Genomic DNA, 23,709 nt, shown 5'->3' with positions numbered 1-23,709 from the left:
TTTTTAAACAAGCGTAATATTTGCGCAAATTTTTCCCCTTTCCTTACCGGTTCAACTGTAAAACATGTCGACATCCACCACTTCCGCGCGCCGTTTACCTGACGTCACTTCTACTGCGTTTCTGATCATTGCCTTTCTTTCCGGCATTGCCGGTGCGCTGCAAACACCGACGCTAAGTCTCTTCCTGACCTCAGAGGTACATGTAAGCCCCTTTATGGTGGGGATCTTCTTTACGGGCAGTGCGGTGATCGGCATTTTCGTCAGCCAATTACTGGCCAGTTGGTCGGATAAACGCGGTGACCGTAAAACCCTGATTCTGTATTGCTGTCTGCTCGGCGCTATGGCCTGCGTGCTGTTTGCCTTCAACCGCAATTACTTCATTCTGCTATTTATTGGCGTGCTGCTCTCCAGCTTCGGTTCCACCGCCAACCCACAGCTTTTCGCGCTGGCACGTGAGCACGCAGAAAAAACCGGCCGTGAAGCCGTCATGTTTAGCTCTATTTTGCGTGCACAAGTATCGCTGGCCTGGGTGGTCGGCCCACCACTGGCCTTCGCGATGTCCATGGGTTTTGGCTTCCCGTTCATGTATATCGCGGCAACGCTGGCTTTCCTGCTGTGTGGGCTGATGGTGTGGATGTTCCTGCCGTCCATGCCTAAAGCGATGATCAAAACCACCGCCACGCTGGAAGCGCCCCGCCGTAACCGCCGCGATACCCTGCTGCTGTTTATCGCCTGCACACTGATGTGGGCAGCCAACAGTATTTATTTGATCAACATGCCGCTGTATGTGGTGAGCGAATTGCATCTGCCAGAGAAACTGGCCGGTGTACTGATGGGCAGCGCGGCCGGTCTTGAGATCCCCACCATGCTGATCGCCGGTTATCTGGCAAGACAGTTGGGGAAACGTTTCCTGATGCGTGTAGCGGTGATGGCCGGTGTGGCGTTTTACGGTTGTTTACTGTTTACCACCGGGCCGATCGCGCTGATAGCGTTACAACTGCTGAACGCGATTTTCATCGGCATTCTGGCGGGGATCGGCATGCTCTACTTCCAGGATTTAATGCCTGGTCAGGCGGGAGCCGCCACCACACTGTTCACCAACACAACACGTGCAGGCTGGATTTTAGCCGGTTCTTCGGCTGGTCTGGTGGCGCAATTCTGGAGTTATCATGCGGTGTTTTACGCGGCGTTCGCGATGGTGGTCGGGTCAGTATTTTGTATCTGGCGGGTAAAAAACGTGGATGCATAACTGGCGGAACCGCAAAGCTTGCCGGTTTAAGGCGCGGTGTCAATTTCAAGTTGCGTCAGGTAAATCAGGGCATCGTCGCGGTGGCTGTGACACATCTCGCGGCTGGCCTGTAAACTGCCGCAAACTTTCGGGCGCAACGGGGATGTAAAGATGTTGCACAGGAAGTCATCCGCGAGGTGAATACAGCGAGTGTTTGCCGGCTTGCCGTTAGGCATGCCAGGGATGGGGCTGGAAATAGATGGCGCAATACAGCAGGCCCCACAATGGGTACGACAGTCCATCAGCGCCTCCGACAGGCTTTTAGTGAGGCGCGACAATAACAGAATGCCCCGAAGCGTCACCAGTGAAATATTCCCTCATTGAAACTTATTGGCTACGCTTACTTTTAATGAGCGCAACGCAAAACAGTATTGCGTTAACAAACAGCGCGGCAGCGGGCTTTCCATCACTCTTTTTGTGCGAGACGCTTGCCTGAAATCTGCGTCGCGAGTAACGTGTCGCAAAATATTTTCTCTTCTTTGTGGACAGGTATTTATATGGCACGTGCTAACGAAATTAAACGCGGTTTTGTCGTTAACTATGACGGTAAACTGCTGCTGGTAAAAGACATCGATGTTCAAAGCCCGAGCGCACGCGGTGCCAGCACCCTGTATAAAATGCGCTTTGCTGATGTGCGTACTGGCGGGAAAGTTGAAGAGCGTTTTAAAGGCGACGACATCCTCGATACCGTCACCCTGACCCGCCGCCGGGTGAACTTCTCCTACGTCGACGGTGATGAATATATCTTTATGGATGACGAAGATTTTACGCCGTTCACCTTCAATAAGGCGCAAATCGAAGAAGAACTGCTGTTCATTCCTGAGGAAGGTCTGCAGGGCATGCAAGTGTTGACGCTCGATAGCCAACTTCTGGCACTGGAAATGCCGCAGACGGTCGATCTGGAAATTGTAGAAACAGCGCCAGGTATTAAAGGGGCATCCGCCAGTGCACGTAACAAACCCGCGGTAATGAGCACCGGCCTGAGCATTCAGGTACCGGAATACCTGAGCCAAGGCGACAAAATTCGCATTCATATTGCAGAACGCCGTTATATGGGCCGTGCTGACTAAGTCAGATTCCCATCACTGATTTTGACTAAGAGCGCTCTGGCGCTCTTTTTTATCGCCTTTATTGACGTGAAAACTTACCCAAAACGCCATCTCTTTCGATCTGTCTCACAAAAGTGACGCGAATCTGGACTAACCAATTTTCATTTCTGTCATATGACTTTACACTCTAAAGCCTGTTTTATGACTGAAATGCCGCCAGCAAGACCGCTTGCCGCACAACGCTTAATACAAACTCATTTTTGGCCTGACCAATTATCACTGTTCTCTATCCTGAGTCATTCGAGTCGCAGTCAACGTACCAGCAACTGGAAGTAACACGGGTATAACGTTATGGAGTTGTGTATGAAAACTATCGTCACAGAATCACTGCCTGCCGGTGTGCAATTACCGAAGTACGATCGCAGTCTGTTGAAAACCCGCATTGTGCATCTTGGCTTCGGGGCTTTTCACCGGGCGCATCAAGCGTTACTGACCGACCGTGTGCTCAATCAACAAGGCGGAGACTGGGGGTTTTGTGAAATCAGCCTGTTCGGTGACCCTTCTTTGATTCAGTCCCTGCAACGGCAGGATCACCTCTTCACCGTGCTGGAAAAAGGGGCAGAAGGAAACCAGGCCATCGTGGTGGGTTCCGTACATGAGTCCATGCATGGCAGTGTTGACGGTCTGCAAGCGATTATCGAAAAAATGGCCGAACCTCAGGTGGCCATTGTGTCACTGACGGTCACTGAAAAGGGCTATTGCATTGAGCCTGGCAGCGGCGAACTGGACCTGAACCATCCGCAAATCCAACAGGACTTAACCGGTGAGCATGCCCCGTCTACGGCACCGGGGGTTCTGGTTGAGGCACTACGGATACGCCATCAGCGCGGCCTGCCGGGCTTTACCGTTCTGTCTTGCGACAACATCCCGGAAAACGGCCACGTGGTGAAAAAAGCGATTCTGGGTATGGCCACTGCCCGTTCTGTCGAACTCGCTGAATGGATCAGCAGCAACGTGACCTTCCCGAGCACCATGGTTGATCGTATTGTCCCGGCTGCCACTGAAGATACCTTGCAGGAGATCACTACCGCACTGGGAGGCGTTGCTGACCCTTGTGGCATCGCCTGTGAACCGTTCATTCAGTGGGTGGTGGAAGACAATTTTGTCGCCGGGCGTCCTGCCTGGGAGGACGTCGGTGCTCAGCTAGTGGCCGACGTACTCCCTTTCGAACAGATGAAGTTGCGCATGCTCAACGGCAGTCATTCGTTTCTGGCGTATCTCGGCTATCTGGCAGGTTATCAGTACATCAATGAATGCATGGAAGATAGCCATTACAAGCAGGCAGCACATCGCCTGATGTTAGAGGAGCAGGCACCGACGCTGAGCGTTAAGGGCGTAGATTTGCAAGCCTATGCCGATAGCCTCATCGCCCGATATTGTAATACGGCGCTCAAACACCGCACCTGGCAAATTGCCATGGACGGCACGATGAAACTGCCGCAGCGTATGCTCGACTCAGTGCGCTGGCATCTTGCCAACGGGGGGCCCTTTGCGTGTCTGGCGCTGGGTGTGGCAGGATGGATACGTTACGTCGGGGGTGTCGATGATGCTGGCGCAGCAATTGACATCAAAGATCCGATGGCCAAACAACTGGCAGAAATTGTCGCATCTACGCAAGACGGCGAAGCGAGAGTCAACGCCCTGCTGGCGTTAACCTCAGTATTTGGTGAGCAGTTGCCGCAAAACGTGAAAGCCGTGAATGCCATTCAGCAGGCCTATGCCAGCCTGCAGGCAAACGGTGCTAAACAGAGCGTCGCCTTGTTGGTCAGTTAAGAGAGACTTGTATTGTGTCTCTTCTGAAGGCTGCCACCGGCAGCCTTTATTTGTTCAAAACCGCAGGTATGGATTCAAACAGAAAACCGTCGAATGCCGGGTCTTCGGCATCGGAGACTTCCAGCAGCATGATTTTCACGTTTTCCAAATGCTGCCACATCGCTTGTTTGGCCGCTTTTGGGTCACGCCTCAATATGGCCTGCAAAATTTTCTGATGGTCCAGCAGCCACTGCTGGCCATGGTCGCTCTTGCCAACGTGCTGCTGAATACCTTGCCACATCGCGCTGCCTTTACGGATTTGCCACAAATCCACCACCATATTCGCCAGCACACTATTTTGCGAAGCCTGTGCCAGTAAAGTGTGGAATAACTCGTCGGCAGTTTCATCCACTTCTCCACGCTCAATAAACCCGCGTTCCTGATCGATGGCATCGCGCATTTTGAGAATATCATTTTTGGTGGCCTGCATTGCCGCAAAGGCCGCCACTTCACTTTCTAACAGTTGTCTGGCCTGCAAAAGTTCGAACGGTCCATATCCGGTGTCGCCGCGAAATATATTGGCCTCAGGCTGACGTGGAAGCACATAGACGCCTGAACCTTTGCGCACTTCAACTCTCTTCTCCAGTTCCAGCATGATTAACGCTTCACGCACCACGCTGCGGCTGACCGAAAAGGTTTCAGCAATGTCCCTCTCTGGCGGTAGCCGGTCGCCGACCAGGTAATCACCTGCTTCTATTGCGCTGCGTAATTTTCCGCCGATCTCCTGATAAAGTCGCATTACATCGTCCTGAAAATAAGGAATTGGTCAGGCAAATAAAGCGCGGAACACCATCGCTTAATGCCGGAAAAACGAGGCTAAAGTATATCACGCGCTGAAGGTGTGTCGCGTTCAGGGGCTGGAAAGTGTCGGTGGGGTCAACATTGGATAGGCCAAAAACAACAACGTGTCAGACCATTTATGGCGCAGAGAAACAGCCCTGCGCCATTGATTAGCAAGATAACTTATTTACGCGGCTCAGTTATACGCCACGGTCATAACGGCCAGATGAGGATTGTTGTTGATATACTGTGTCGTCACGCGCCCCAGGGACTTGGGTAAAGAAAAATTTGGCAGATTACCGGTCGCTAAAGTTCGAGTCTGAATGATATCTTTTCCATCACGAAAACAACGGGTTGTGACATTGTTTTGAGTTGTATTTAAGCTGCACGCGTCTTCTACTATGGCACCGTAGAAATGGATAGTACCCGATGAAGGGTTTACTGCCGCCTGCGTCATCCCTGAGGTACAAAATCCAAAAAACAGGAGCATCGCTAATCTGTTCATGGTTACCTCGTTACCGTTGTTTACTCATCATTAACATTAGAATAACTTCACAAAAAGGGACGGAAATTTCTTATCACGAAAGTAAGAGGGTCCTGAGTAATAACAACACAACGTGCGGTTGATACTTTCTCATCGGCGCAGAAGTGGATTTCCTTGAGCGTAAACGGCATCTTATTGATCTTCTTTTTCGACTAAAAAAGTCGAAAAACAAAAAATAACAACATTTTCAATACGATACGAAGCGTGCTATAAAAAGGGAGTTTTCGATGACCAAAACCAATCTCATTACCGGTTTTCTTGGCAGTGGCAAAACCACGACCATTCGCCATTTACTGGCGCAAAAACCAGATGGCGAAAAGTGGGCCGTTCTGGTTAATGAATTCGGCGAAGTGGGTATTGATGGTGCGCTTCTGGCAGACAGCGGTGCTGTGCTCAAAGAGATCCCCGGCGGCTGCATGTGTTGCGTAAACGGACTGCCGATGCAGGTCGGACTGAATATGTTATTACAGCAGACCCGCCCCGATCGTCTGCTGATCGAACCGACCGGCCTTGGTCATCCGAAGCAAATCCTTTCTTTACTGACCTCTGAGATTTACAACAACTGGTTGACGCTCAATGCGTCGCTGTGCTTGCTTGACGCCCGTAATCTCAGCGATCAGCGCACCGTGGAGAATGAAAACTTCCGCGATCAGCTGGCAGCTGCTGACGTGATCGTGGCCAACAAAACCGACGCCTATTCAGATCAAGACCATCAGGCGCTGACTGTCTGGCAAAGCCAGTGGGCCGCGAATCGCGAGGTGGTGATCGCCTCGCATGGCGCTATCGACATAAACCTGCTGGATCGACCGCGCCTTAATCAGGCTCCATTACCGGACGGTACGCACCACCATGCCCATGCCTCACCACGCGGGCTGGCAGCGCTGAGCCTGCCAGGTAATCAGCGCTGGCGCAGGGCGCTGAATCAGGCTGACGGTTATTCAAGCTGTGGCTGGATTTTCGATGGGGAAACGGTATTCGATACCGTGGCGTTGCTCGACTGGGTACGTCTGATGCCGGTAGAACGCGTGAAAGGCGTGATGCGCATTAAAGAAGGCACGCTGCTGGTAAACAGACAAGGGCAGGACTTGAAGATTGAGACACGACCCGTCGCTCCGCTGGACAGCCGGATTGAGCTTATTACACGCGATGAGGCCCAATGGAACGCACTGCAATCTTCTTTGTTGAAGATTCGTTTAGGTTAGACAACTTAACGTATCGCCTTTCTAAAATACTTAACATTCGCTAAAAACAGGTTTTTACTTATGTGGCGCCGCAACCTCCCCACTATCCTGCTGTGCAATGCCCTCGGCATTGCGCTTTTTCTATCGTATTACCTGCCCATCCATCACGGCTTTTGGTTGCCGATAGATACTTCTATTTTCTTCTATTTCAATCGACACCTGGCGACCAGCGACACCTTTCTGCACCTGGTCGCCATCACCAATAACCGTGCTTTCGACGGTATTTCACTGCTGGTGATGGGGCTGCTCTATTTATCATTTTATATAAAGCGCGATACCGCAGAACGCCGCCGCATGATTATCATTGGTGTGGTAATGCTGCTAACCGCAGTGGTACTTAACCAGTTGGGACATCTGTTGCCCATCAGCCATAAAAGCCCATCGCTAAGCTTTCCGGGCGTCAACCGCGTGAGTCAGCTAACGGGTATTGCGACCAAAGATGCTTCTGGCGACAGTTTCCCCGGTGATCACGGAATGATGCTGATGGTATTTTGCTGCTTCATGCTGCGTTATCTGGGCAAAGGGGCGTTTGCGATGGCGATGTTGATCACCATCACCTTCTCATTGCCACGGGTGATGATTGGCGCGCACTGGTTTACCGATATTGCGGTAGGTTCAATGTCCGTGGTTCTGGCAGGGGCCAGTTGGTGGTTAATGACACCCGCAAGTGATGCGCTCGTGAACTGGCTGGATCATAAACTCCCTAAATTACGCCGGGGTTAATCTTTTTTTACGGCCATGATTATTTTTTGCAATCATAGCGAATTATTATGGTCCGTAATGTTTTCTGTGCAGTACCGAGCATATTTTAAAGATATTTTATGGCAAAGCATTTGCGGATTTATGTCTGGCAGGCCGCTTGTGAGGCGGTTTAGCTCTAAAGCCGTACAAATATCAATCATCATTTATTACATTAATGCTAACATCACTTTACATCACAATTTCATATAAAAAATCCCATAAAACCTCTCGCAATCCCCTATTCATTACGGTAATCTCCAATGCGTTTGCACAGAAATGTGGCATAAACGGCTTGATTCGAGGAAAATTGTGCGCTAACGCACGTTTCCCTGACCAGGCGTTTGCCGCCTCTGATTGCAGCAGGTAGTCTCGCTTCGTTTGGCAATTTATAACGATTTAATCGTTAAGGACATCAAGGGATAACAATAATAATGGTCAAGTCTCAACCGTTTCTGAGATATATCACGCGGATAATTCCCGCGATTGGCGCGGCAATTATTCTCTCCGCGTGTAGTGGTATACATTCTTCGAACACAGAAAGCGCGCAAACTGATATGCGTGCAGTAAATGACAAAGATGGTCTTCTACTGCAAGCCTCTCAGGATGAATTCGAAGCAATGGTTCGTAGCGTCAACGTAAAATCCAAAATTATGGATCAGTATGCTGACTGGAAAGGCGTTCGTTATCGGTTAGGTGGTGACAGCAAGCGTGGTATCGATTGCTCAGCCTTCGTTCAGGTAACATTCCGCGAACAATTTGGTATGGATTTACCTCGTTCGACTTATGAACAGGAAGAAAAGGGCAAGAAAATCCAGCGCACTAAACTGCGTGCAGGCGATCTGGTTCTGTTCCGTGCAGGCTCAACAGGCCGTCACGTCGGTATTTATTTAGGTAACGATCAGTTTGTTCATGCCTCCACCAGCAACGGTGTGATGATTTCAAACCTGAAAGAGACTTATTGGAATGCGCGTTTCCGTGAAGCAAGACGTGTTTTAGCGAGCGGTGAACACAGCTAAATAAAGCACTCACTCTTGTTGTCCTAAGCCAAGCGAATAAAAAAACGTCATCCCCGGATGGCGTTTTTTTTGCCTATGAGCCCACTTCCTTTTTGAAAACTCACTAAAGTTTAATTAATGACTGCTATTCATCGCCTTACGTTATACTTTTATTTCCGCAACATCATGAGTGAAGGTTGATAAAATGGGGTTGAAATCGGCTCTCACCCACACTGTTTTACCCAGACGCAATTATCTGATTAAAAGTATTGTTGCTGCCACTCTGCTTTTTTTTGTTTTCAGCGCCGCTACCCTGTACGTCATTGCTTTAAAGAATGAGCAACAGCAACAACTGATTGGCGCGCGAACTGTCCAGTTCAGCACCACATATTTGCAAAACCTGACCGATACCATGAAGCGTCTGGGTCATATGCCGGACAAAAGCTGTGATATGGCCAGCGATCAACTGAGCCGGGATGCCGCGCTGACGCTGGGCGTGCGTGAATTTCTGCTGGTGCGCGAAGGTATGGTGTATTGCTCATCGGCCACCGGCGAGATGACACTGACTGTCGAAGATATTTTCTCCAGAATTGACTGGCATAAACCCCTCGATATTCAGCTGGAACAAGGCACCCGTTTTGTCCCCAATCGGCCCGTGATTGCTATCTGGTATCGCGATCCCGACAGCGCAGGCAACGGCGTCCTCGCCACCATTGAGCTGACGCTCTCACCTTATCTACTCTTTACCCAGAATGATGAAGGCTATCACGGCTTTGCTCTGATCATTGGCGACAGCGCCCTGACGTCGATCAGCACCACACTTATTCCGATAAAAAATCTGCCTGACTCTCACTATTCTGAAATAAAAGTCGGGGACTATCCGTTCACCTTGCGTCTGTATGCCCCGCAAATTACCGGTGAAAATATTCGCTTCACCCTGCTGGCTGCAATACTCTTGAGCCTGATGGTCGGCGCACTGATCTATTTCACTCTGGTGAGCCGCCACAACCCGGAACGGGAAATTATCCTCGGTTTAAGAGACGGCCAGTTCTTTGTCGAGTACCAGCCGGTGATGGAAACTCAAACGCTGAAAGTTGCCGGTCTGGAAGCTCTGATGCGCTGGCAGCATCCCGTTGAAGGACGAATTCCGCCTGATATCTTCATCAGCTACGCGGAGTCACAGGGCATGATTGTGCCCCTGACGCAGCGCATGATGCAGTTAGCTGCGGCCGATGCGCACCGTCTTAAGCAGGTGATGCCGTTCAAGGCCAAATTCGGCATCAATATCTCTCCACATCATATGAACAAAGTCAGCTTCCGCGATGATGTGATGAATTTCCTTTCTGCCATGCCCGAAGACCACTTCCAGATTGTGTTTGAAATTACCGAGCGCGGCATGATTGATAACGAAAATGCCCTGCGGGAATTCAACTGGCTGCGCCATCAGGGTATTGAAATCGCGATAGATGACTTTGGTACTGGGCACAGTGCGCTGATTTATCTGGAGAAATTCACGCTGGATTATCTGAAAATCGACCGTGGATTCGTGATGTCTATCGACCAGAACACGTTAATCGCCCCGGTACTGGATACCGTGCTGAAGCTGACGGAAGAGCTAAAACTGAAAACCGTGGCCGAAGGCGTCGAGACGGTGCAGCAGGCTGAATACCTGCGTAATCACGGCGTCACACTGTTGCAGGGATATTTGTACAGTAAGCCGCTGTCGGTTGAAGAACTGATGCACTTTACGCTGGAGACCAACGGCGGCGACGTGCTGCCGGAAGAGTAGCCCCCGCAGCACAGGCTACATGTGTGCCATTTTCCTCACAGGCGCTATTTGTCGTAGACTCAGTTTCAGAGTGTGGTACAACAGCCAAAATCTGGGAAAAAGCGCTATTGGTAACCGTTTCAATCACTTTACCTACGCGTCCATCATCATATACCGGCAGAATTCTACGCAGCCAGCAAGGCAATGCCGCGAAGCCCTGTCGTTTTAGCAGGAGTTATCTCCAGGATGTTTTCGCGACTCTTCACCGCAGCCTTATTGACCCTGCTGAGCCTGTGCGCTCAGGCTGAGACCATTCAAGACAGCTACGCTTTTGCGATTTTGGGTGAGCCAAAATACGTCTCCAATTTCAGCAATTTTGATTACGTTAATCCTGCGGCCCCGAAAGGCGGCACCATCCGCCTCGCCACCATCGGCACTTACGATAATTTCAACCGTTATGCCTCGCGCGGCAACGCCGCCGCGCGCACCGATACGCTGTATGACAGCCTGTTCACCACATCGAGCGATGAAATTGGCAGCTATTATCCCCTCATTGCCGATTCCGCCCGCTATGACAGCAATTTCCGCTGGGTGGAAGTGGACATCAATCCGCACGCCCGTTTTCATGACGGTAGTCCGATCATCGCCAACGATGTCGCCTTCACCTTCAAAAAATTCATGACCGAAGGTGTGCCGCAATTTCGCGTGGTGTACAAAGGCGCCGAAGTGAAAGCAATCTCCCGTCTGACGGTAAGAATAGTGCTGCCGCGCCCCGATAAAGACATGATGCTTGGCCTGCTGGGGCTGCCCATCCTGCCGCAAGTATTCTGGGAAAAACATAAATTCAACGAACCCCTGTCGGTTCCGCCATTAAGCAGCGGCCCTTACCGCATTAGTGACTACAAACTGGGGCAATACATTACGTACTCCCGCGTGCCCGATTACTGGGCGGCCAATCTGCCGGTCAACCGAGGACGCTATAACTTCAACACCATCCGCTACGACTACTATCTGGATGATAATGTCGCTTTGGAAGCTTTCAAGTCCGGCGCGTTCGATTTTCGTCTGGAATCCTCGCCGAAGAAATGGACGGCGCAGTATCAGGGCACCAACTTCAGCAAGAATTACATCGTCAAACAGGACGAGGAGAACCAGGCGGCACAAGACACCCGCTGGTTGGCCTTCAACATTCAACGACCACAGTTCAGCGACCGCCGTGTACGCGAAGCCATTACGCTGGCTTTTGACTTCGACTGGATGAATAAAGCGCTCTATTACAGCGCCTACCAGCGTGCTGACAGCTATTTTCAGAACACCGACTATATGGCGAAGAATTACCCCGACGCAGCGGAGCTGGCGTGGCTGGCGCCACTGAAAGGCAAAGTTCCTGACGAAGTGTTCAATACGCTCTACCAACCGCCGCGTTCTGACGGCAGTGGCAATGACCGCGCCAACCTGCTCAAAGCCACTGCTTTGCTGCAACAGGCGGGGTGGGTGGTGAAAAATCAGCAGTTGGTCAGTCAGAACACCGGTAAGCCTTTTACCTTTGAACTGCTGTTGCCCAGCGGGGGCAATTCCCAATATGTCCTCCCCTTCCAACACAATTTACAGCGCCTGGGCATCACCATGGAGATTCGTGAAGTCGATAGCTCACAGTTTGTCCGCCGTATGCGTCAGCGGGACTACGACATGCTGCCGACGGTCTATCCCGCGACGTCTTATCCCAGCTCCGACTTGCAGACCGTCTGGAATAGCAAATATATTGACTCCAGCTACAACAAACCCGGTGTGAAAGATCCCGCCGTTGACCAGTTGACTGAACAAATCGCGGCCCATCAGGGAGAGCCGGACCAACTGCTGGCGCTGGGCCATGCGCTGGACCGCGTACTGACATGGAACATGTATATGATCCCGATGTGGTACAGCAACCATGAGCGTTATGCCTACTGGGACAAATTCTCCATGCCTGCTATCCGCCCGGCCAACGGTCTGGAACTGGATACCTGGTGGTTTGACATGAACCGGGCGGCGCGTCTGCCGGCCGAGCGTCGCTAAGGAGTTTGCCGTGACCCGCTATTTATTGCGACGTCTGCTGCTGGTGATCCCAACCCTCTGGGCTATCATCACCATCAACTTTTTTATCGTACAGATCGCGCCAGGCGGCCCGGTCGATCAGGCGATTGCCGCCATTGAGATGGGCCAGAGCAGCGGCTTACCCGGTAGCGGTGGTGGCGGTGGCATCGGCAAAGCCATGCCCGGCGTCGCCCAAGTGGGTGACAGTCAGTATCGCGGTGCACGTGGGCTGGACCCGGAGGTCATTGCAGACATTACCCACCGCTTTGGCTTCGACAAACCACTGCATGAACGCTATTTCGACATGCTGTGGAGTTATGTGCGTTTTGATTTCGGCGATAGCCTGTTTCGGGGCGCGTCGGTTATGCAGCTGGTTAAAAGCAGCCTGCCGGTCTCTATCAGCCTCGGCCTGTGGAGTACGCTGATTATCTATCTGGTATCGATCCCGCTCGGCATTCGTAAAGCGGTCAACAACGGCAGCGCATTCGACAACTGGAGCAGTACACTCATTGTCATCGGTTACGCGGTGCCTTCTTTTCTGTTCGCCATCTTGCTCATCGTACTGTTTACCGGCGGCAGTTATCTTGACTGGTTCCCGCTGCGCGGCCTGACATCGGCCAATTTCGACCAGTTGCCCTGGTATGGGAAAATCACCGATTACCTGTGGCACATTACGCTGCCGGTGCTGGCCACGGTGATTGGCGGGTTCGCTACCCTGACCATGCTGACCAAGAACTCCTTTATGGATGAAGTCAGAAAGCAGTATGTGGTGACCGCGCGGGCCAAAGGATTGAGCGAAAAAAAGATCCTCTACCGCCACGTTTTCCGCAACGCCATGCTGCTGGTGATCGCCGGTTTTCCGGCCACCTTTATCAGTATGTTCTTCACCGGTTCACTGCTGATCGAAGTGATGTTTTCCCTGCACGGGCTGGGGCTGCTGGGCTATGACGCCATAGTCCAGCGCGACTTCCCGGTGATGTTTGGCACCTTGTATATTTTCACCCTGATTGGTTTGCTGCTCAATATCATCAGCGATATCACTTACACACTGGTAGACCCGCGCATCGACTTTGAGGGCCGCCAATAATGACAATATCCCCCCTGAACCAGGCCCGCTGGGCACGTTTTCGCGCCAACTCACGCGGCTTCTGGGCGCTGTGGGTTTTCCTGCTGCTGTTCATCCTGTCGCTGTTATCCAATGTGGTCGCCAACGAAAAGCCGCTGCTGGTGAGCTATCAGGGCCATATTTATGCGCCATTCATGTTCAACTACAGCGAAGTCACCTTTGGGGGCGAACTGGAAACCCCGGCGGACTATCAGGACCCTTTCGTTGTGGGGCAGATAACGGCGCACGGTTGGGCGGTGTGGGCCCCCATCCGACACAGCTTTAATTCGATAAACTTCAATACCCAACAACCCTTCCCTGCTCCGCCATCCATGCAAAACTGGCTCGGCACTGACAGCAGCGGCCACGACGTGCTGGCTCAGCTACTTTATGGTCTGCGCATTTCGCTGTTTTTTGGCATTCTGCTGACGCTGTTCTCCTCGATAATTGGCGTGATAGCGGGCGCTATTCAGGGGTATTACGGCGGGCGGATAGACTTGGTAGGCCAACGGCTGATTGAGGTGTGGTCGGGAATGCCAACGCTGTTTCTTATCATCATGCTCTCGAGCGTGGTGCAGCCCAATTTCTGGTGGCTGCTGCTGATCAGCGTGCTCTCCGGCTGGATGATTCTGGTCGGCGTGGTGCGGGCCGAATTCCTGCGCACCCGTAATTTTGATTATATCCGCGCCGCGCAGGCGATGGGCGTCAGCGACCGCATGATCATGCTGCGCCATATGCTGCCGAACGCCATGGTCGCTACCCTGACCTACCTGCCCTTTATCCTCGGCGGTTCAATCACCACGCTCGCATCACTGGATTTTCTGGGCTTTGGCCTGCCAATCGGTTCGCCATCACTCGGCAGCCTGCTGATGGAAGGAAAAAACAACCTGCAAGCGCCCTGGCTGGGTATCAGTACATTTGTGTTATTGGCCTCCCTGCTTTCGTTACTGATTTTTATCGGCGAAGCGGTGCGCGATGCGTTTGACCCGGCCTCACCGCCCCAGACCGTTTTCAGGAAGGTACGCTGATATGGCACATTCTCCGCTGTTGAGTATTCAGAATTTGAGCGTGGCCTTTCATCAGGGCAATGGGTTTCATCAGGTGGTCAGCGACGTTTCGCTAAACATTGACGCGGGTGAAACCTTGGCCCTGGTGGGCGAATCTGGTTCGGGTAAGAGCGTGACTGCGCTGTCGGTGTTGCGCTTATTGCCTGCGGTCAGTTATCCGCAGGGTGAGATCCTGTTTGCCGGGCAGTCACTGCTCAACGCTGGCGAAAATACGCTGCGTGGCATTCGTGGCAACCAGATTTCGATGATCTTTCAGGAACCCATGGTGTCACTTAACCCGCTGCACACCATTGAAAAGCAACTGGCGGAAGTGCTGTCACTGCATCGGGGAATGCGCCGCGAGGCTGCACGAGGTGAAATCATCAGCTGTCTCGACCGGGTGGGGATCCGCAATGCAAAATCCCGACTGGGTGATTTCCCACATCAGCTTTCCGGTGGCGAACGTCAGCGTGTCATGATTGCCATGGCGGTGATGACGCAGCCCAAACTGCTGATTGCCGATGAGCCCACCACCGCGCTGGATGTGTCGGTTCAGGCGCAAATCCTCCGTCTGCTCGACGAACTAAAACAAGAGATGGGCATGGCGATGCTGTTCATCACCCATAATCTGAAAATCGTGCGTCAGTTGGCCGACAATGTGGCGGTGATGCAACAGGGTCGCGTCGTGGAGCAGCAACCGCGTGCCATGCTGTTCAGCCAGCCTCAGCACGCCTACACGCAGCAATTATTGCAGGCTGAACCTCAGGGCCGACCGCGGCCTCTGACACCGCAACAGCCGGTGCTACTGGAAGTCAAAAACCTGAGCGTGGGTTTCACTCAAAAACGGGGTCTGCTACGCCGTACGGTCAGCGTAAAGCAGGCCGTCAGCCAGCTCAGTTTCAGCCTGCGTCGGGGAGAAAGTCTCGGGGTGGTCGGCGAATCGGGTTCAGGAAAAAGTACCACCGGTCTGGCGCTGTTACGTTTGTTGAATTCTCAGGGCGAAATCCTGTTCGACGGCCAGCCACTGCACCGCTTTAACCGCCGCCAGATGCTGCCTTTTCGCCGCCGAATTCAAGTGGTATTTCAGGATCCCTTCTCGGCGCTTAATCCGCGTTTCGACGTCATGCAGATCATCGCCGAAGGATTGCTGGTGCATCAGAAACTCAGTGAGGCACAGCGCGAACAGCGGGTGATTGAGGTGATGCAGGAAGTGGGTCTGGATCCCGACACGCGCCACCGCTATCCGGGCGAGTTTTCCGGTGGCCAGCGCCAGCGCATTGCCATTGCCCGCGCACTGATCCTGCAACCCGAACTACTGATCCTGGATGAACCCACCTCGTCGCTGGATAAATCCGTACAGGCACAGATTTTAGCGATACTCAGCGAATTGCAGCAACGCCTCGGTTTGTCCTATCTGTTTATCAGCCACGACTTACAGGTAGTACGCACGTTGTGTCATCAGTTAATTGTGTTACGCGATGGGAAAGTGGTGGAACAAGGCGAATGTGAGGCAATTTTCAGCGCACCCGCGCATGCCTATACGCAGGAGTTACTGTCACTCTCGGCATTAACAACCTGAAGGGGAAAGCGAAGCGTCAGAAGGGGTAGAGCGCTGAAACGGTTTCAGCAATAGCCGCACCGGTATTTTTCAGGCGACACAGGGTGGCGCTTTCGTCGTCACGTTTTACAAACAGGCAAGGCTGGCCGTCACATTCAACCACCGCGCTTTCAACCTGAATTTCTTGCAGGCACTCGGTAAGGCGGTGCATCACCTGCCAGGCAACATCTCCTTCATGACTCAATAATTTGAGCCCAATCAGGTTGCTGCCCTCTTCGCCGCCTGGCAGCGGAATCGGTTCAACTTTGATACCGGCAAAACCCGATAACCATCGGTAACTTTGCGGCAAACGATGTACTACCGAAAGTTGGATATTATTCACGCGAATCCCCAGATGATGATTTATGACAACAAATCATTCACACAAAAACTACATATACACCCAGTTATAGACGATTAACACTGAATATGCCTGTGCGATGTCAAAAATACTTAACATATTTGCAACTTAGTCACAGGAAGCACAGAGTCAATCGCTGATTTTATGTCCAACTCATCATCATTCTGCGAGCCAGATCTCATTTTGGGCTATTTGTAACCTTTTTTGTCTTATATCTCAACCAATTTAATCCATTAACGCTACTTTTAAAGTCTTTTTTATTTACAAATAAAAAACAAACAATGCACGACACGAAAACCAAATAATAGAATAACGCATTAGTTTTCATGTAATTAAAAAACCATTACCCCATCCTCCACCCCATTGGTTTAAGATCATATCGGCATAAAACAACCCCGTGGGTTATCTTTATTTGTTGCAGAACCAAGGGTATAATTGTGACGGGATGTTAAATAATTCGCACGATTTGTTTGCTTAGTTTCTTACATTTAGGCTTATCATCCGCACCGTTTTCATGGTTTACCCTTTTACCCGGGCCGCTTTGGCTTACACCCCAACACCAGCGAGAGATGAGATGGACAATAATCCTTCCCTTATTCATAGCATCACACCCAGCAATGGGACCGGTTTCAGTCGCCGTGACATGCTTAAGGGCCTCACGTCAGCGATGGTCGCCACCACTCTGCTCGGCTTCCCGTTCCTGTCACAGGCTGAAAAAGAGACCGCGACCACTTCACCGGTTATTTTCGGCCAGTTCTACCTGGTTTCTCAAGCCGTGACTGAACATAAGAACCTCAGTGAAGGCGCATCAGCACAAATTTTCAATGCTTTCTTTCGCAGTCAGTCCGACTTCGCGGTACAGGTCAGCAAACTCCATGCGCTGGTTAACAATGACCAGTCGGCCAGTCAATTACAGACACTGGCGAAGCAAAAAGGTTTAGGCGAGTTACTGACCAGTATCGTCACGGCGTGGTATACCGGCACAGTTGGCCATGGTATCGATTCCATTCTGGTCTCTTATAAAGATGCCCTGATGTATCGCCCGGTGAGCGACGGCTTGATTGTGCCGACCTACTGTGGCAACGGCCCCTTATGGTTTACCGCCGCCCCTCCTGCGGCCGCGATGCCTGAATCGATGAATGCCGACCGTTTTGGCCCGGCGACACCCAAGACTGATGTGAGCAAAGCCTGATGAAAAAACCAGAATTTATGGCGAACGGTGATGCGTCCGCTGATGTGATTGTTGTCGGTTCCGGCGTGGTGGGCGGCATGATCGCCGATCAACTGGTCAGCCAGGGATTTTCAGTCCTGGTGCTGGAAGCCGGTCTGCGCATCGAACGTGCGCAGGCGGTGGAAAACTGGCGCAATATGCCGTTTGAAAACCGTGCGGGCTCGGATTATCAGGGTTTATACCCGCAGTCTGAAAACGCCCCCGCGCCGCTCTACTTCCCCGAAAATAATTACGTACATTTGACCGGTCCGAGTGCCAGCAGCTTCAAACAAGGCTATCTGCGTACCGTCGGTGGTACGACCTGGCACTGGGCGGCCTCCTGCTGGCGCCATGTTCCTAACGATTTCAAAATGAAGACGTTGTACGGCGTGGGCCGCGACTGGCCTATCTCCTACGACGAACTCGAACCTTATTATTGCCGTGCAGAAGAAGAGATTGGCGTTGCCGGTCCAAATGACCCCGCGCTGCAATCCCCGGTTGAACGCAGCAAGCCTTATCCGATGGAACAGGTGCCTTATGGTTATGGCGATACCCGTTTCGCCGAAGTGGTAAACCCGCACGGCTACCGCTCGGTGCCTATTCCGCAGGGCCGCAGTACCCGTCCGTGGAACGGTCGCCCGACCTGCTGCGGTAATAACAACTGCCAGCCAATTTGCCCGATTGGTGCCATGTATAACGGTATTGCCCACGTCGAACGCGCCGAGAATAAAGGTGCCGTGGTGCTGGCCGAAGCCGTGGTGTACAAAATCGACACCGACGCGGATAACAACGTCACCGCCGTTCACTGGCTGGACAACAAAAAGCAGTCACACAAAGCCACCGGCAAAGTGTTTGCGCTGGCCTGTAACGGTATCGAAACCCCGCGTCTGCTGCTGATGGCCGCTAACGATAAAAACCCGAACGGCATTGCCAACTCGTCCGATCACGTTGGCCGTAACATGATGGATCACTCCGGTTTTCACTGTACCTTTATCGCGCAGGAACCGTTGTGGATTGGCCGTGGTCCGGCGCAGAGCAGCTGTCTGGTCGGCCCACGCGATGGCGAATTCCGCAAAGAGTATTCCGCCAACAAAATGATCCTCAACAACATCAACCGTGTGATTCCGGCCACCTCGAAAGCCCTGCAGATGGGCCTGGTGGGTAAAGAACTGGATGAAGAGATCCGCCGCCGCACCATTTATGGTGTGGACTTGTCCATCAGCCTCGAACCGCTGCCGGATCCGGAAAATCGTCTGACGCTGAGCGCCACCCGTAAAGATCCACATGGTCTGCCCTGCCCTGACATTCATTACGACGTAGGGGATTATGTGCGAAAGGGTGCTGAAGCGGCGCACAAACAACTGGAGCACATCGGCCAGCTGTTTATGGCGGACGAATTCAACATCACCACCAGCCTCAACGCCAACAACCATATTATGGGCGGCACCATTATGGGCAGCGATCCGAAGGATTCCGTGGTGAACGGCAACTGCCGCACCCATGACCACGCTAATTTGTGGTTGCCAGGCGGCGGTGCGATCCCCTCTTCCAGCGTGGTGAACAGTACGCTGACCATGGCCGCGCTGGGCCTGAAAGCCGCAGACGATATGGCGAAGCAACTGGCAGGTGACGCATGAGAAATTTGATGTTTAAAGGCCTTACCGCCGCGTTGCTGGGTTTGCTGCTGAGTAGCGCCGCGCTGGCCGCCGACGATCAGGCTGAACTGGCACGTCAGGGCAAATTGGTTGCCACCGCCGCTGACTGTCAGGCCTGTCATACCAACCCGGAAGGCGGTAAGCCGTTTGCGGGCGGTTACGCGATTCACTCGCCGATGGGCACGATCTTCACCACCAACATCACGCCGTCAAAAGCTTTCGGTATCGGTAATTACACCGAAGCGCAGTTCGCGCGCGCAGTTCGCCAGGGTGTTCGCCCGGACGGAAAAAATCTCTATCCGGCGATGCCATACACCTCGTACAGCCATATGAGTGACGAAGACATCAAAGCGATGTACGTCTATTTCCAGCAGGGCGTGCAACCGGTGGAAACACCGACCGAAGAGACCGCCCTGCCGTTCCCGTTCAATATGCGTATTGCGATGGCGGGCTGGAACATGATGTATCTCGACAGCACACCGTTTAAACCGGATGCCAGTAAAAGTGCCGAATGGAACCGTGGGGCCTATCTGGTCAACGGCGCCGGTCACTGTGACACCTGCCATACGCCGCGTAACCTGATGATGGGGTCGGTGACAGACAAACCGCTGGCGGGCGGGATGGTCGGCCCGTGGTATGCGCCAAATATCAGTTCGGACCCGGTGAGCGGTATCGGCAACTGGTCGCAGGCGCAACTGGTGGAATATCTGAAAACCGGCCGTACTGCCGGTAAAAATCAGGCCGCCGGTGGCATGGCAGAAGCGGTGCAAAACAGCCTGCAATACATGCCGGATGAGGATCTGAATGCTATCGCTTTCTACCTGAAAAACAGTACGCCGGTACGTGACCCGGCAGACAAGCAGGCCGCCGATACCTTCGGCAAGCCGGTGAATGTCGAAGAGGGTTTACGCGGCGCGCACCCGGCCAACGCCAATAACACGCTGACCAGCGGTGCGGCCTTGTTCAGCGGCTACTGCGCCAGTTGCCACCAGCCGGATGGCTCGGGCAGCAAAAATCAGGCCTACCCGTCGCTCTATAACAACACCGCGACCGGCATGGGCAATGCGTCTAACCTGATCTCCGCCATTCTCTACGGCGTAGACCGCCAGGTCGGCAATGAGCATGTACTGATGCCGAAATTTGGTGAAGGTTCCTACGTCGGTCAGCTTGATGACCAGCAGATTGCCGATATCTCCAATTATGTGCTGAAGAATTACGGCAATGCGGCAATTCAGGTCAATGCCCATGACGTTGCGGTGCTGCGTGCCGGTGGCCCGGTAACGCTGCTGGCTAAACTGCAACCTTATATGGTGCCGGCGATGGTGGCGGGTGTGGTGATTCTGCTGCTGTTAATATTCTGGCTGGGAAGAAAGCGTAAGCTGACAAAATAACGGAAAGCCGCTGGCCTTCTGGCGGGTACCTATTCTTGGCGGGATTGCAGGCGGGCTGATTTACCGCTGCTTGCTGGAAAGAAAAACGACTGCGCATCCGACGCTGTAGATTTAACCTGGCTCATAAAAAAGCGCCCGACTATTCAGGGCGCTTTACTTTAGTAGGTAACGTTACTCCAGATATTGAGTGACTGAGCCGCTGAAGGGTACTTCCAGACCGTCAACACTTATTGTCTGACTAAAATCAAATGTCACATCGTCAGTACCCGCAGGGATAGAAGACCAGGTAATTTGGCCATTTTCATAAATACCGTCGTTACTGATCGTCGTGGGGGTAACCAGAGAACCATCAATGCTTTTTACCGGATTATCAATAGTCAGAGTCCCGGTGTTAGCCACAGGGTTAATCTGTATATCCTGTTTATCAATCTCCAGGAATGTCAGAGAGGTCATACGGGATAATACTGACATATCGCTGAGACCATTTTCAGACAAATTAAGTTGCTCAACCTGTGTTAATCCACCAAAATTAGAGATGTCAGTCATTCTTGCACCCTGGAGGTAGATGTTTTTCAAGTTTTTTAAACCCTCAATCCCCGGGCAACTCCTAATATTATTAGTACTCAAATTAAGACTCACCAATGGTTCCATCTCTGCAATAAAGTCACCGTCACTCAAACTATTATTATTGAGATCAAGATCCGTCATGTTGACCAGACTTTTCAGCGGAGCGCCGGTTGTGATGTGGTTGCCACCTGCAGCCAGACGGGTAAGTTGTGTCAGGTTAGCTAAGGGTGCCAACGACGTCAGCTGATTATATTCAACATTCAAATAAGTCACATTAACCAGATATTCAGCGCCAGTGATATCCGCAACCCCCATTTCAGCACAGCTAAGTTGGCCCTCTAAACTTGCTAGTTCAGTATCAGTGATCGGTGCATCAGGGAGATGGTGTAAATAGTCATTAAGGCAAGTCCGGAACTTGGTGTCCGGCACATTTACAATTTCAGTTGCAAGGCTGTAACATGAGTACAGTGAACTGCTGAGCGCAAAAATAACAGCAGGTAATACTTTGCATTTAAAAATCATCTTTTAACTCTCCAATTAAATTATATTATTTGACATCTAACAGAGTGTTCTCTATTAGATTTTCAAACTAACATAATAAAAAATCAGAGTAGTTATATTGAAGACGTGTCACTCCTCAAACAAAAGCAATCAAATAATTAATGAAGCAACTGAACTTCATTAATTACATGAATATTTCATTAGCTGAAAATAATCTGATATAAACACTCTCCGTTAATTAATAGATTATCCCCGCCCGACCAACGGCATAGCGGTGGCCATAATCGTCATGGTCAATATATTGGCGTCGAGCGGCAAACCGGCCATATAGGCCACGGCTTCACCAATACGTTCCACCGGGATCACCGGCTCTTCGGCAATTTCACCATTGGCCTGCATTCTGCCTGCCAGCGCCTTATTACCCATGTCGGTGGCCGCATTGCCAATATCAATCTGCCCACAGGCGATATTAAATGCGCGGCCATCCAGCGACGTCGATTTTGTCAGGCCGGTAATGGCGTGTTTGCTGGCGGTATAAGGCGCCGAGTTTGGACGCGGCGACTGGGCCGATATCGAGCCATTGTTGATAATGCGCCCGCCCATCGGGATTTGCTGTTTCATCAAACCGACCGCCGCGCGGGTGCACAGAAACACACCGGTCAGATTGGTATTGATCACCGCCAGCCAGTCCTCCACCGCCAGTTGCTCAATGGGCACATCTTTTACGTTGGTTCCGGCGTTGTTAAACAGCAGATCCAGCCGCCCGAAGGTCGTTTTAATCTCAGCAAACAAAGCCTCTACCGACGGCGGACTGGTCACATCCAACTGATGCGCCACCGCCTGCCCGGCAGGAAACTGCGACACAGCCAGCTCAAGTTTAGCCAGATTGCGTCCGGTGATAATCACCGTGAAGCCGCCTGCCGCCAGCGCCTGCGCCGCACTCAACCCAATGCCGCTACCGCCGCCGGTGATTAATGCAATTTTCTTCATATCTATTCCTGTTCCAGGGAATACCCTAAATCATCCGAGCTGTATCAAGGCGGCAACTGAGTGAAGCCCCAGGAGCTTACATAAGTAAGTCACTGGGGTAAATGAAGGCAGCCAACGCAGAGACAGCTTGAAGGATGACGGGTATTATACTGCCGCCAGCATGCCGCCATCGATAAACAGCAGATGACCATTGACGAAATCCGACGCTTTGGATGACAGATACACTGCGCCGCCAATCAGCTCTTCCGGGTTGCCCCAGCGCGCGGCTGGCGTGCGTTTGCATAACCAGTCAGAGAACTCTTTGTTATCCACCAGCGCCTGGGTCATGTCGGTTTTGAAGTAGCCCGGCGCGATGCCGTTTACCTGAATATTGTAGCGCGCCAGTTCAACGCACATGCCGCGGGTGAGCATTTTTACCGCCCCTTTAGACGCGGCATAAGGCGTGATGGTGTCGCGGCCCAGTTCACTTTGCATCGAACCGATGTTGATGATTTTACCCTTCTCACGTTTGACCATATAGCGGGCCACCGCTTGTGAAACCAGAAAAACGGATTTCTGGTTGACCGCAATAATGTCATCCCAGTCTTTTTCCGGGAATTCAGTAAACTTATGACGGCGCTGAATACCGGCATTGTTGACCAGCACGTCAATCGCACCAATCTCCTTTTCGATATGGTCGATGGCCTGATTCACTGCCCGGCTGTCGGTCACATCGAACGAGACCGGGTGCACAATAAAGCCTTCAGCGCGCAGTGTTTCCGCTGCGCGGGCGGTGGTGTCTGCCGAGGTTCCGTTGACAATAATTTCAGCGCCGTGCTGCGCCAGGCCCTTTGCCAGCAGGAAACCCAGTCCGCGCGTGGAGCCGGTAACCAGAATTTTTTTGTTATCGAGGGAGAAAAGGTTTGTCATGATCGATGTCCATATAAAAAAGTTAC

The 23,709-nt window shown here is 52.1% G+C and carries 21 protein-coding genes; 14 read left to right on the top strand and 7 right to left on the bottom strand.

All coding sequences use genetic code 11. The features are described 5' to 3' along the window. Positions 1-64: 64 nt before the first annotated feature. Positions 65-1,249 carry a sugar efflux transporter gene (locus tag EAH77_RS07810; RefSeq protein WP_140471386.1) on the top strand — a complete coding sequence of 395 codons (1,185 nt, stop codon included), beginning with the start codon at positions 65-67 and terminating at the stop codon, positions 1,247-1,249. A 26-nt stretch (positions 1,250-1,275) separates the two neighbouring features. Here EAH77_RS07810 and EAH77_RS07805 read toward each other — a convergent pair whose 3' ends face one another. Then, positions 1,276-1,530, bottom strand: coding sequence for a YkgJ family cysteine cluster protein (locus EAH77_RS07805; RefSeq protein ID WP_140471384.1), 255 nt, complete (start codon positions 1,528-1,530; stop codon positions 1,276-1,278). A gap of 255 nt (positions 1,531-1,785) precedes the next feature. On the opposite strand from EAH77_RS07805, the gene yeiP reads away from it, so the two are divergent. Further along, positions 1,786-2,358: an elongation factor P-like protein YeiP gene (gene yeiP, locus EAH77_RS07800; protein ID WP_140471382.1), complete on the top strand. Its 573-nt coding sequence runs from the start codon at positions 1,786-1,788 to the stop codon at positions 2,356-2,358. Positions 2,359-2,700: 342 nt separating this feature from the next. After that, entirely contained in the window at positions 2,701-4,170 is a 1,470-nt protein-coding gene (locus tag EAH77_RS07795) for a mannitol dehydrogenase family protein (protein ID WP_140471380.1), read from the top strand. A 46-nt stretch (positions 4,171-4,216) separates the two neighbouring features. Here EAH77_RS07795 and EAH77_RS07790 read toward each other — a convergent pair whose 3' ends face one another. Continuing rightward, positions 4,217-4,948, bottom strand: coding sequence for an FCD domain-containing protein (locus EAH77_RS07790; protein WP_140471378.1), 732 nt, complete (start codon positions 4,946-4,948; stop codon positions 4,217-4,219). A gap of 237 nt (positions 4,949-5,185) precedes the next feature. Next, complete coding sequence (locus EAH77_RS07785; protein WP_140471376.1) at positions 5,186-5,494, bottom strand: type 1 fimbrial protein; 309 nt, start codon at positions 5,492-5,494, stop codon at positions 5,186-5,188. Between the two features lie 266 nt (positions 5,495-5,760). Between EAH77_RS07785 and EAH77_RS07780 the strand changes: the two genes are divergently transcribed. From EAH77_RS07780 to yejF, 8 genes are all read left to right on the top strand, one after another. After that, positions 5,761-6,735 (top strand): CobW family GTP-binding protein, encoded by a 975-nt coding sequence (locus EAH77_RS07780; RefSeq protein WP_140471374.1) that lies wholly within the window; start codon positions 5,761-5,763, stop codon positions 6,733-6,735. 60 nt (positions 6,736-6,795) lie between these two features. Further along, complete coding sequence (locus tag EAH77_RS07775) at positions 6,796-7,497, top strand: phosphatase PAP2 family protein (RefSeq protein WP_140471372.1); 702 nt, start codon at positions 6,796-6,798, stop codon at positions 7,495-7,497. A gap of 449 nt (positions 7,498-7,946) precedes the next feature. Then, positions 7,947-8,531 carry a bifunctional murein DD-endopeptidase/murein LD-carboxypeptidase gene (gene mepS, locus EAH77_RS07770; RefSeq protein ID WP_140471370.1) on the top strand — a complete coding sequence of 195 codons (585 nt, stop codon included), beginning with the start codon at positions 7,947-7,949 and terminating at the stop codon, positions 8,529-8,531. A gap of 184 nt (positions 8,532-8,715) precedes the next feature. Then, entirely contained in the window at positions 8,716-10,299 is a 1,584-nt protein-coding gene (locus EAH77_RS07765) for a cyclic di-GMP phosphodiesterase (protein ID WP_140471368.1), read from the top strand. Between the two features lie 225 nt (positions 10,300-10,524). Further along, a complete protein-coding gene (locus EAH77_RS07760) occupies positions 10,525-12,333 on the top strand; it encodes an extracellular solute-binding protein (RefSeq protein ID WP_140471366.1) in 1,809 nt (602 codons plus the stop codon). A gap of 10 nt (positions 12,334-12,343) precedes the next feature. Further along, positions 12,344-13,438 carry a microcin C ABC transporter permease YejB gene (yejB, locus tag EAH77_RS07755; protein WP_140471364.1) on the top strand — a complete coding sequence of 365 codons (1,095 nt, stop codon included), beginning with the start codon at positions 12,344-12,346 and terminating at the stop codon, positions 13,436-13,438. Beyond that, positions 13,438-14,484 carry an ABC transporter permease gene (locus EAH77_RS07750; protein WP_140471362.1) on the top strand — a complete coding sequence of 349 codons (1,047 nt, stop codon included), beginning with the start codon at positions 13,438-13,440 and terminating at the stop codon, positions 14,482-14,484. Before yejB ends, EAH77_RS07750 begins: the two co-directional genes overlap by 1 nt. Position 14,485: 1 nt before the next feature. Then, positions 14,486-16,081 (top strand): microcin C ABC transporter ATP-binding protein YejF, encoded by a 1,596-nt coding sequence (gene yejF, locus EAH77_RS07745; RefSeq protein ID WP_140471360.1) that lies wholly within the window; start codon positions 14,486-14,488, stop codon positions 16,079-16,081. A gap of 16 nt (positions 16,082-16,097) precedes the next feature. On the opposite strand, the gene EAH77_RS07740 is transcribed toward yejF, so the two are convergent. Beyond that, the gene (locus EAH77_RS07740; RefSeq protein ID WP_140471358.1) at positions 16,098-16,442 is read right to left on the bottom strand and encodes a YejG family protein; all 345 of its coding nucleotides are present in this window, start codon (positions 16,440-16,442) and stop codon (positions 16,098-16,100) included. 592 nt (positions 16,443-17,034) lie between these two features. On the opposite strand from EAH77_RS07740, the gene EAH77_RS07735 reads away from it, so the two are divergent. Genes EAH77_RS07735 through EAH77_RS07725 form a run of 3 tightly spaced genes read left to right on the top strand, consistent with a single transcriptional unit; the run spans position 17,035 to position 20,716 of the window. Further along, on the top strand, positions 17,035-17,652 hold the full coding sequence (locus EAH77_RS07735) for a sorbitol dehydrogenase family protein (RefSeq protein WP_140471356.1): 618 nt from the start codon (positions 17,035-17,037) through the stop codon (positions 17,650-17,652). After that, complete coding sequence (locus EAH77_RS07730) at positions 17,652-19,307, top strand: GMC family oxidoreductase (protein ID WP_140471354.1); 1,656 nt, start codon at positions 17,652-17,654, stop codon at positions 19,305-19,307. The genes EAH77_RS07735 and EAH77_RS07730 overlap by 1 nt, the downstream gene beginning before the upstream one ends. An 8-nt stretch (positions 19,308-19,315) precedes the next feature. After that, on the top strand, positions 19,316-20,716 hold the full coding sequence (locus tag EAH77_RS07725) for a cytochrome c (RefSeq protein WP_140471483.1): 1,401 nt from the start codon (positions 19,316-19,318) through the stop codon (positions 20,714-20,716). Between the two features lie 171 nt (positions 20,717-20,887). Here the strand turns inward: EAH77_RS07725 and EAH77_RS07720 are convergent, their stop codons facing one another. From EAH77_RS07720 to idnO, 3 genes are all read right to left on the bottom strand, one after another. Then, on the bottom strand, positions 20,888-21,805 hold the full coding sequence (locus EAH77_RS07720) for an Ig-like domain-containing protein (protein WP_140471352.1): 918 nt from the start codon (positions 21,803-21,805) through the stop codon (positions 20,888-20,890). 225 nt (positions 21,806-22,030) lie between these two features. Further along, positions 22,031-22,774: an SDR family oxidoreductase gene (locus tag EAH77_RS07715; RefSeq protein ID WP_140471350.1), complete on the bottom strand. Its 744-nt coding sequence runs from the start codon at positions 22,772-22,774 to the stop codon at positions 22,031-22,033. Between the two features lie 144 nt (positions 22,775-22,918). Continuing rightward, the gene (idnO, locus tag EAH77_RS07710) at positions 22,919-23,683 is read right to left on the bottom strand and encodes a gluconate 5-dehydrogenase (protein WP_140471348.1); all 765 of its coding nucleotides are present in this window, start codon (positions 23,681-23,683) and stop codon (positions 22,919-22,921) included. Between the last annotated feature and the right edge of the window lie 26 nt (positions 23,684-23,709).

It is taken from the genome of Ewingella americana, assembly GCF_006438725.1.
GTDB classification, from domain to species: domain Bacteria; phylum Pseudomonadota; class Gammaproteobacteria; order Enterobacterales; family Enterobacteriaceae; genus Ewingella; species Ewingella americana_A.
Note: the sequence above shows the minus strand (reverse complement) of the source record. Positions and strands in the feature narration are given on the sequence as shown.